Source organism: Sporomusa sp. (genome assembly GCF_035561255.1).
GTDB lineage: Bacteria > Bacillota > Negativicutes > Sporomusales > Sporomusaceae > Sporomusa.
Genome location: NZ_DATMXX010000011.1, coordinates 1 through 9,885, shown reverse-complemented (window position 1 = coordinate 9,885; position 9,885 = coordinate 1). Strand labels below are relative to the sequence as shown.

Here is a 9,885-nt window from a genome sequence, read left to right as displayed (position 1 = left end):
ATATCCTCCTGCCCACTACAAAAATTAAATTATAATATGCTCTTATATCTATTTTTACCAATATCTCTTATTTTAACGCCATTTACTCAAAATAGGTAGTAATACTTGTTCCTGATAACACGATACTGCCAGGTAACGGATCCTGTTTGACCGCGTTCCCCCCTGCCCCTTTAGGATTTATCACAAGACCAAGCTCTGCCAGAATATCTGATGCCTCGCGGGGTGTCCGTCCGGTTAGGTCCGGCACAGTAACCTCACCTGCTAAATAACGTGGTGTCATCGTATAAAGGAGTACACCGCTGCCAGTTGGCATACGGCTGCCGGGTTTTGGGATTTGATCTGCTACCCGGTCACCCGACTCCTCAATCCGCGGAATTAAGCCGGATTTCTCTAACTCTTTTATGGCCTCAGGAACATTTAAATTAATTACACTCGGCACCAGCACGTGAGTATCCGGAGCACCCGGTTTAGCTGGACCTGCTGTTGGCTGCGGTGTGACCTTTAGATACTGCAAAACATCTTTCATTACGGCCCCAAATACTGGTGCTGCAATCTGCCCGCCGTAATAGAGACCAACAGGCTCATCAATAATAACCAGCATCGCAACCTGAGGATTATCGGCAGGGGCAAACCCGACAAACGATGCCACATATTTATCTGGCAAATAACCACCGGCACCGACTTTTTGGGCAGTACCGGTTTTTCCGGCAATTTTGAAGCCCTCTATATATGCATTCCGGCCAGATCCCTGTGATACTACTGATTCTAATATCTCTTTAACCTGTTTCGTTGTCGCCGGATCAAGCACCTGTCTGATAACATCAGGTTGAAAGCCTCTGACAATATTCCCTGCCTTATCCTTAACCTCCCTGACAATTTGTGGTCTAAGGAGCTGGCCATCGTTAGCTACAGCGGCAGCGGCGGTCACTAACTGAACAGGTGAAACAGCAATACTCTGACCGATTGACATTGTTGCAATGTTAATCGGGGTTGCCTTAGTACGATCAATCATAATTCCCTTAGCTTCTCCCGGCAAATCAATATTGGTAGGCCGGCCAAAACCGAAAGCATCAATATAACGGTAAAAAGGATCGCGCCCTAAACGCAGTCCAACATTAACAAACCCCACATTACAGGAGTTTTGAACTACCTCAGCAAATGTCTGGCTGCCATGTCCCCCGTGTTTCCAACAATGAATATTGCGTCCTTGTACCTCAACCTCACCGGGGTCAAAAAATCTTTCATCAGGTTTAACAATATGTTCAGACATAACTGCTGATGTCGTAATGATTTTAAAGGTTGAACCTGGTTCATAAACATTTGAAACGGCAATGTTTCGCCACAGTTTAGGGGAAACCTCACTAAACTTATTAGGGTTATAGTCCGGCCTGTTAGCTAACGCCAGAATTCCGCCATCACGTGGATCAATCGCGATAATAGTAGCGGCCTTCGCCTGGGTCTCTTTCATCACCCGGTCAAGTTCACGTTCAACAATCTGCTGAATAACCAAATCAATCGTAAGATAGACATTATTCCCTTCCGTTGGTGGCACAAACCGGTGGGATGCCTGGGGTATCTCCCGTCCTCTGGCATCGTACTCAATGACAATGCTGCCTGAACGGCCTTTCAGATAACTGTCAAAAGTCATTTCTACGCCATCCAGCCCTTGGCTGTCAATCCCATTAAACCCAAGGATATGTGCTGCCAGATTATCATGGGGATAATAACGTTGGCTTTCTTGAGTCAGACCAATACCTGGGAGATTAAGCATTTGTACCTGTCGGGCTATGTCTGGATCAATCTTACGTTTAATCCATGTAAATGCCTGGCGTTTTTTCAATTTGTTCTTAAGATTAGTTTCATCTAACGCCAAAATAGCAGCCAGTCTGGCTGCTGTTTCTTCATGGTCCCGTATTTCGGCAGGTATGGCGTATACAGATTCCGTACTGACACTAACCGCAAGTTCCCGGCCGTGTCGATCAAAAATGATGCCCCGTTTTGCCTCAACCGGAATCTCACGTATACGTTGATCAACAGCATTCTCCGATAACCAGGCACTCTTATAAAATTGGAGATACAGTAAGCGACCAATCAACCCCATCATAATTACCGATATGATCAAGAACAGGCAAGCGACCCTTTTCCTGATGGTAACATGCGAAACAGATGCCACTTATTTATCTCCCCCATCGCGTAAAATTACCGCCCTTTACTCGCCTCCGCTTTGTTGAGTTTAACAGCAGTCAGTATCTGCTCAGCGACACCTGTACTCTTGACCGGCTCTGCTTGAGAAGAAGTGCTGTCTGCAGGTATGGCTGATGCATAATACGCGTTTTTAGGCACAATCATCCCTAACTCTTTTACAGCAATTTCTTCGATACGCTGTGGCGATTTCAGTCTGGCAATATCAAGACGCAAAAGTTCATTTTCTTTTTCTACTTTTGCTACCTGACCTTTAATTCTTACCAGATCATAGCCTGCTTGCACAATAGCAGCACTTTGCATAGTTGTAACGGCAGCCATTACAACAGCTATAATGACAAGAATCAGACATTTGACGCGCAGCTGTTTATCAGCCTTTTGGACAATTTTAGGCGCAGGCGAAACGGCTTCCTGTTCATACACATGTAACTCTTGTTTTTTATGTACTAACATTTCTATTGTTCCTCCCCATAATTTAGAACAATTGTCGCTATAACTTTACAGCGATACGAAGCTTAGCACTACGAGCGCGAGGATTTTTCTCAAGCTCTTCAGGCGATGGTAAAACAGGCTTTCCCTGCACTTTAACTTTCGGCTTAGTATTACAGACACATATTGGCAGCTGCGGCGGACAAATACACGCTTTAGCCAACTGTTGCAATGTCTGTTTGGCAATCCGGTCCTCCAGTGAATGGAATGTTATTATACCAATACGGCCCCCGGGTTTTAGGCGCTCTACTGCGGTAATAAAGGTATCCCGCAAAATTCCCAGTTCGTTATTAACTTCAATCCTAATAGCCTGAAACGTTCTTTTAGCCGGGTGTGGACCATCCCGCCGGGCACCGGCAGGAATGGCTTTCTTGATCACGTCTACCAATTTACCTGTCGTTTCGATACTGGCCTTAGCCCGGTTCTCTACAATAAATTGAGCAATTCGCTTAGCCCAGCGTTCCTCGCCATAATCAGTAATTATTGCGGTCAGTTGTTGTTCACTATAAGTATTGACGACATCATATGCTGAGAAATTCGCATTCGGATTCATACGCATATCCAGCGGTGCATCCTGCATATAAGAAAACCCCCGCTCAGCTACATCAAGCTGATGCGATGATACCCCTAAGTCAAATAAAATACCATCAACTAATCCGGTTTCCAGTCCATCAAGCACTGAACCCAAACACTGGAAATTATTTTGAACGATACTTATCTTGCAACTAGCCCCTGCTAAGCGTTGCTTGCCGGCGTTAATGGCTGCCGGATCCTGATCAATCCCAATCAACCAGCCAGCAGGTGCCAACCGTGCAGCTAAACACGCGGAATGACCAGCACCGCCTAACGTGCAGTCAACATAAATACCCTCCGGATCCGAAAAAATGCCAGCGACACTCTCTTCCAGCAGTACGCTCGTATGTTCAAATTCATGTTCTTGCACCTTACCAACTCGTTTCGGTTATAATTAAATCCCTAAATCAGCCAAGGTTTCTGCGATCTCAGCAACCGTAGGACTCACTTGCTGATTATATTCATCCCAGGCGGCTTTATCCCAAATCTCAATCCGGGTTGACACACCAATCACAACTACATCTTTGTCTAATTTGGCATGATCGCGTAAGTTAGGGGGTACAAGCACTCTCCCCTGTTTATCACACTCAAGTTCAGCTGCTCCGGAAAAAAAGAAGCGAACAAAGGCCCGTGCTTCTGGTTTAGCCAACGGAAGCTTCTTTAATTTATCTTCTAGGATGGCCCACTCATTGCGGGTATATACAAATAAGCAGTTATCAAGTCCCTTGGTGGCAATAAACGCTTCTCCCAAACCTTCGCGAAATTTGGCAGGAAGAATCAGCCGGCCTTTGTTATCAATGGTATGTAAATATTCACCCATGAACACGGCTGTCACCACCATTAAAAATAATCAACCACTTTACACCACTCTACACCACTTTTTAGTTTATTCTGGGCAAATAAAAAAAATCCTGCCTAAAATATGCAGGATTTTTAAAAAACCCAAAATTTGGAGACTTAAGTCCTATATTTTAAAATTGCTTAGTTTCTGATTAAGCCAAATCTTTCTAATAACGGTGCTGCATTAAGCCTAACAAAGAAACTGCGAAAAGTCTGCGGCCCTTTAAATATTGGTATACGTTCAAGTGCATACGGATTACTCTCTGCCCCCGCCTGACCGTAACGGATAGTAAAGGCTGCTTTATAGCCAGCCTGTTTAACCATTTCCTCAATCTGCAGATTGTACGCGCCGGTAGGATAAGCAAAGTAACGCGGCTTACTGCCTAGCTGCTGCTCCATCTCTTTACGGGAAGCTACTAGTTCCTCCATCGCCTGTTCGCGTGAAAGCTTGGTAAGTGCCGCATGAGTCACAGTATGAGAGCCAAACACAAAACCGTCTTTCTGCATTTCCCGTACCTGATCCCAGCTCATAAACCGTTCATCATGGCCAACCAAACCAGTCACTATAAAGATAGTAGCAGTAAAGCCATATTTCTTCATCAGGGGATAGGCATTAGTATAATTATCAAGATAACCATCATCAAACGTAATCAAAATTGGTTTCTCCGGCAGTGCTTTACCGTAATTGAGATAAGCCATCAGCTGGTCTGGCGTGATTGTAGTAAAACCGCGCTGAGACAGATATGCCATTTGTTCTTCAAATTCTTGTGGCGGTATCGAGAGAGCATGGTGCAATGTATCAATCTTATGATAATTTAAAATTGGAACATCAATAAGCGAAGGATTAGCCGCACGGTTATTATTACGTCCGGCTACCACAGCGGTAGTACTCACTACAGAGGATGATACAATGAGTAGAAAAATAAGGCCTAGAACAATTAGACATCCCTGTCGCCGGTTAATACGGGCCACCGCCTTTCTTCCCTATATACCCGGTCTTAATCCGGTTTTGCATTTTGTAGTTGTAGTTACGCCACAGCATAAGAAACCCTGCCCACACCATGGCTATTGTACTTACGACCTGCGCTAAACGCCAATCTCCTAACATCTCACTGTCAAGCCGTATACCCTCAATGACCAGGCGTCCTGCAGAATACAGGATTATATAGAGTAAAAACAGGCTACCTGGCACTAACTTGTCAGGTTTTCTGGCAATTATCCAGCTTATAGCCGCAAGAATAATAAATACCACGATATCCCAACCACATTCATATAAAAAGGTTGGGTGAAAAAAATCAAACTGCTCATACCCTAACGGGCGGTACGCATAATCAATGTAAATACCCCAGGGAACATCAGTCGGATAACCGAACGTATCCTGATTAATAAAATTGCCCCACTGACCAATAGCCTGGCCAAAGACAAGGCCTGGCGCGACGATATCCGACCAGCGCCAAAAAGAAATCCTATAGACCTGGGAATATATCCAGACAGTTAAAATAACACCAATAAGTGCGCCATGAATAGCTAAGCCACCATGCCAAATCATAAAAATTTCATTTGGTTCATCAGCATACATCTGCCAATTTACAACAACATAATAAATTCTGGCAGCAATAATACCAACAGGTATACTATATAAGGTTAAATCCAATAGCCTGTCAGGGTCTTCCTTACGCAGCCGGATATGCCACCAGTTAATAATACATCCTGCCAGAATAGCAGCAGTCATTATTAATCCAAACCAACTAAATGTAACAGTCGTAATAGAAAATGCAGTTTTTCCCATGTAAACTCCTAATGCAGGTCAGATTTCATAATAAATAGTACGTAAACAACACATAAATAGCAGCAGGCAGGCGATAATATTAGTAGCATGCGGCATACTCTAAAATCATAATAAAGTCATGACAAGCATTAGTCAAGTATGATATAATTAATTAGCTTGTCAACATATTCCATATTTAACTTAAGGAGGCTGCTATTATGAGTATCACTAAAGAAATGAGCATCGTAGATGTCGTCCAAAAATATCCTCAGACTGTTGAAGTATTCCGTAACTACGGTATGGGATGTCTAGGTTGCGCCGCTGCCCGCTTTGAGAATATTGAGCAAGGCGCTGCCGCTCACGGCATTGATGCAACCGCATTGGTTGCTGACTTAAACAAAGCCGTAAACGAATAGTTTTTAAAAAGCAGGGCAATTCAGCCCTGCTTTTTTTATTTTCTCCGGCCAGGCAGGGATTTGGTAACAAGAATCCCTGCTGCTGTCTCACGATCAAGCGCTAGTTCAGTATTATCAATGCGGATGACATAAACAGGAGTAGTCTGCACCACCTCGATTTCCACCCCAGGCAACAAACCAAATACCGTCAATTTCTTCATATTACTATAATCCAGACTGCTTATAGCTATAATTCTCGCTGTTTCACCGGCGCGAAGCATAATAACAGACTCTTCGATCATAACACCCCTCACAATCAGGATTAAGATAATACCAACTGAAGAAACCGGTGAACTACAGCTGCCGAAACAAACGCAATTAGAATAATTAGCGCCACCATAGCCCCGGCGGTAACCAATCCCCGTTCTTTTACCATGACGGCGAATTGAGCAACACAGGGAACAAAGAGGGTTAATGCTATTGCTGCAACCACCAGCTGCGCATCTGTCAGCTTGCCGGCAACAGCCAGGTCATAAAGGCCGGCTGCTCCGTAGTCACGGCGAAAGAAGCCGAGCAAAAAAGCCTGAGCAGTTTCCGGTGGCAGCCCGATAAATCCCATAGCAGGCTTGATATATTGAATCATTGCCGCTAAGATACCACTACGGTCACCGGCCCATAATACAGCGCTAGTAACAATAAATATTGGTAATATTTCCTTGAAGTACCACGACATTCGTGTGTACGCCTTTTTTATAACATTATTGGCAAGCGGCAACCGTAACGGCGGTATCTCCATGTAGAAAGAACTCCGGTGCCCAGGCACAAACCTGGCACTTAACCAGCCCACAATAGTAAAGATGGCAAGCAAATATACGCTCCAAAGAATAACTGCTGCTGAATTATGCGAAAGCAATGCCAGCACAACACCAAGCTGGGCTGAACAAGGGATAGTCAGCGATAGTAGAAACGTGGCTAACACTCTTTCACGCCTAGTTTCAAGGGTGCGTGTAACCATTACCGCCATAGTACCGCAGCCTAACCCCAGGGTCAAGGGAATCACGGCCCGGCCATTAAGACCAAAGTACCGGAAAACTGAGTCTACCAGCATAGCCAGACGGGGCAGATAACCGGTATCTTCAAGTATAGCAAAAGCTAAAAAGAAAGTCCCGACAATAGGTAAAATAATAGCAGACGCATAGCGGAATCCCATGGTAAAAATACCGTATTCTCCTACCAACAGCGAGCGTAACCATTCCCAGGGGATCCAGGCATTAACGACTCCTTCAGCCACTGGATTAATTATTGGTACAAATACACTATTGTTGATATAATCCACAAGATATCCGGCACCAAATTTTCCAACAAACTGATATATCCCGAAATACAGAACAAAACAGAGGATAGGTATCCCTGTTAAAGGCTCTCTGGTTATCTTTCCCAGCCACTCTGCCCACGTTCTTAGTTTATGCCGCTCAAATCTTGCATACCTAACCGTCTTTGCTACTATTTTATCGATAAGAACCTGCCGCTCAGCCGCTACATAAGCATCAAGGTTATTGTTTGTATTTGACGACAGTTGCTTGATAACAGCAGCTATTTTAGGCCATGATGTTTCTTTCTGAGCAAGGGCCAGCGTTATAGCATCCCCCTGCAGCAGTAATAATGCAGTAATACGTTTGCTCAGGCCATAGTTTTGGGTTAACAGTGTGCTTATCTTTGCGACTGACTGCTCAATATCCTCGGTTAATTTAAAACCACTTGGTTTTATCAGTTTATAATGGCCAACAGTCTTTTTTAAAGTGCCGAGCCCGACTCTATTAACAGCAGAGGTAGCGATAACTGGGATTCCAAGCAATCGTTCAAGCAGCGAAGTATCAATAAGCATCCCCATATTCTGTGCTTCATCCATAATATTTAGCGTAAGGACAACAGGTAACCCGGCATCAATCAACTGAATCGTCATACTCAGCATACGCCGTAAATTTTTAGCATCAACAACATGGACAACAACATCAGGCACCTGCTTTGCCAGCAGCAATCGGGTAACATTTTCCTCCTCAGTTATAGGACTAAGTGAATATATGCCAGGTGTATCTATAACCGCGAAGTGACAACCATTGAATTTAAAGTAACCTGTAGAAATATCAACCGTAGTGCCCGGATAATTAGACACTGCAACATAGCTGCCTGTCAAATAATTAAATATCGCACTTTTACCTACATTGGGTGAACCTACAAGTACTACTTTCATTGCTGTATCCCGCACCAGAGTATCCTCCGTCAGTTTCAGAAATACTATGGTATTTCCTATGCCAAAAAGCACAGGGATATGCGCTACATACCAAATAAAAATCCCGGCCTCGAAAGGCCGGGATCAAATTAAATTAATTTCTCTACTTTAGCAGCAATATTAGCTTTCGGCATATAGCCGGTTAACTTCTCCACCTGCTCACCGTTTTTAAAGACAACCATCGTTGGCAAACTCATAACACCATATTTTTGTGCCAGTGAACGGCTTTCGTCAACGTTGACTTTTGCAACTTTGATTTGGTCGCTCATTTCTTCTGCCAGTTCATCCATAACCGGCGCCAAACGGGTGCAGTAGCCACACCACGGAGCCCAAAAATCTACAAGCACCGGTTTTGCGGCGTCAAGCACTTCTTCCTGGAAATTATTTTCGTTAGCATTGACTACGTTTGCCATCAGACAGTCCCCCTTTTTATTTAAAGTAAAACAGGATTATCCTATTTGTGGTTGCGCAGCTCAACCAATACACAACACTGATCAACCACATTAAGATCAAGATTTTTGGCCAAACCAACTACACTGGCAGCATTAGCACCAGGCTGAAGCCAGACATTTTCGATGCCAAGCTCAGAACAATTATTCATGATCTGTTCACCAACCTTCGGAGGCACGACCACATTTACAACCTCAGGAACGCATGGTAAGTCTTTTAGCGCCGGGTAGCATTTATCACCAAGTATCTCATTTATACCAGGATTCACCGGATACACAGTATAGCCAGCCTCTTTCAACGCTTTGAAAATCTTATAGCCAAACTTTTCGGTATTATCGGTAGCTCCCACAACAGCCCACTTTTTCTTTTTAAGCATTGCTTCCGTATCATTCATAGAGCGTCCCCCTTACGTCAGTTTACGACGTTACCCGTTAAATCATTCCTCAACAATAGTTACTTTATTCATTATGTTGCCTTGGCTAATCTGATCAACTACATCCATACCCTCAATTACCTTACCAAATACAGTATGTAACCCATCCAAATGCGGCTGAGGCTCATATACAATAAAGAACTGGCTGCCGCCGGTATTGGGGCCGCGATGAGCCATTGACAGTGAGCCGCGTTCATGCTTATTCGGATTACCTTTGGTTTCACAAGGAATAGTATATCCAGGGCCGCCAGCACCAGTACCATTCGGGCAACCGCCTTGAGCAACAAAGCCTTTAATAACCCGGTGAAACTGTAACCCATTGTAAAAACCTTCATTAATCAGCTTTTCAAAGTTAGCAACAGTCAGAGGCGCATCTTTTTCGAATAGCTCAATAACCACGTTGCCTTTATCCATCTCAATAATTGCTTTTTTCAAAGTGTATCCC

Annotated in this window: 12 protein-coding genes; 1 reads left to right on the top strand and 11 read right to left on the bottom strand. The window is 44.0% G+C overall.

The window, feature by feature from the left end; genetic code table 11:
• Positions 1-82 precede the first annotated feature (82 nt).
• From VN379_RS00705 to lgt, 6 genes are all read right to left on the bottom strand, one after another.
• Positions 83-2,173 carry a stage V sporulation protein D gene (locus tag VN379_RS00705; protein WP_325529780.1) on the bottom strand — a complete coding sequence of 697 codons (2,091 nt, stop codon included), beginning with the start codon at positions 2,171-2,173 and terminating at the stop codon, positions 83-85.
• A gap of 26 nt (positions 2,174-2,199) precedes the next feature.
• On the bottom strand, positions 2,200-2,655 hold the full coding sequence (gene ftsL / locus VN379_RS00700; protein WP_325529778.1) for a cell division protein FtsL: 456 nt from the start codon (positions 2,653-2,655) through the stop codon (positions 2,200-2,202).
• A 37-nt stretch (positions 2,656-2,692) separates the two neighbouring features.
• A complete protein-coding gene (rsmH, locus tag VN379_RS00695) occupies positions 2,693-3,634 on the bottom strand; it encodes a 16S rRNA (cytosine(1402)-N(4))-methyltransferase RsmH (protein ID WP_325529776.1) in 942 nt (313 codons plus the stop codon).
• 24 nt (positions 3,635-3,658) lie between these two features.
• Complete coding sequence (gene mraZ, locus VN379_RS00690) at positions 3,659-4,090, bottom strand: division/cell wall cluster transcriptional repressor MraZ (RefSeq protein WP_325529774.1); 432 nt, start codon at positions 4,088-4,090, stop codon at positions 3,659-3,661.
• 155 nt (positions 4,091-4,245) lie between these two features.
• Positions 4,246-5,076, bottom strand: a complete 831-nt coding sequence (locus VN379_RS00685; protein WP_325529772.1) for a polysaccharide deacetylase family protein — start codon at positions 5,074-5,076, stop codon at positions 4,246-4,248.
• Positions 5,063-5,893 (bottom strand): prolipoprotein diacylglyceryl transferase, encoded by an 831-nt coding sequence (gene lgt, locus VN379_RS00680; protein WP_325529770.1) that lies wholly within the window; start codon positions 5,891-5,893, stop codon positions 5,063-5,065. Before lgt ends, VN379_RS00685 begins: the two co-directional genes overlap by 14 nt.
• 197 nt (positions 5,894-6,090) lie before the next feature.
• On the opposite strand from lgt, the gene VN379_RS00675 reads away from it, so the two are divergent.
• On the top strand, positions 6,091-6,288 hold the full coding sequence (locus VN379_RS00675) for a DUF1858 domain-containing protein (RefSeq protein ID WP_325529768.1): 198 nt from the start codon (positions 6,091-6,093) through the stop codon (positions 6,286-6,288).
• 35 nt (positions 6,289-6,323) lie between these two features.
• On the opposite strand, the gene VN379_RS00670 is transcribed toward VN379_RS00675, so the two are convergent.
• From VN379_RS00670 to VN379_RS00650, 5 genes are all read right to left on the bottom strand, one after another.
• Positions 6,324-6,569, bottom strand: a complete 246-nt coding sequence (locus VN379_RS00670; RefSeq protein WP_325529766.1) for a FeoA family protein — start codon at positions 6,567-6,569, stop codon at positions 6,324-6,326.
• Positions 6,570-6,589: 20 nt separating this feature from the next.
• On the bottom strand, positions 6,590-8,533 hold the full coding sequence (gene feoB, locus VN379_RS00665; RefSeq protein ID WP_325529764.1) for a ferrous iron transport protein B: 1,944 nt from the start codon (positions 8,531-8,533) through the stop codon (positions 6,590-6,592).
• 113 nt (positions 8,534-8,646) lie between these two features.
• Positions 8,647-8,970: a thioredoxin gene (gene trxA, locus VN379_RS00660; protein WP_325529762.1), complete on the bottom strand. Its 324-nt coding sequence runs from the start codon at positions 8,968-8,970 to the stop codon at positions 8,647-8,649.
• A gap of 41 nt (positions 8,971-9,011) precedes the next feature.
• A complete protein-coding gene (locus VN379_RS00655; RefSeq protein ID WP_325529760.1) occupies positions 9,012-9,401 on the bottom strand; it encodes a CoA-binding protein in 390 nt (129 codons plus the stop codon).
• Positions 9,402-9,443: 42 nt separating this feature from the next.
• Positions 9,444-9,885: peptidylprolyl isomerase (locus VN379_RS00650; protein ID WP_325529758.1), on the bottom strand; the 442-nt coding region annotated here is incomplete at its 5' end.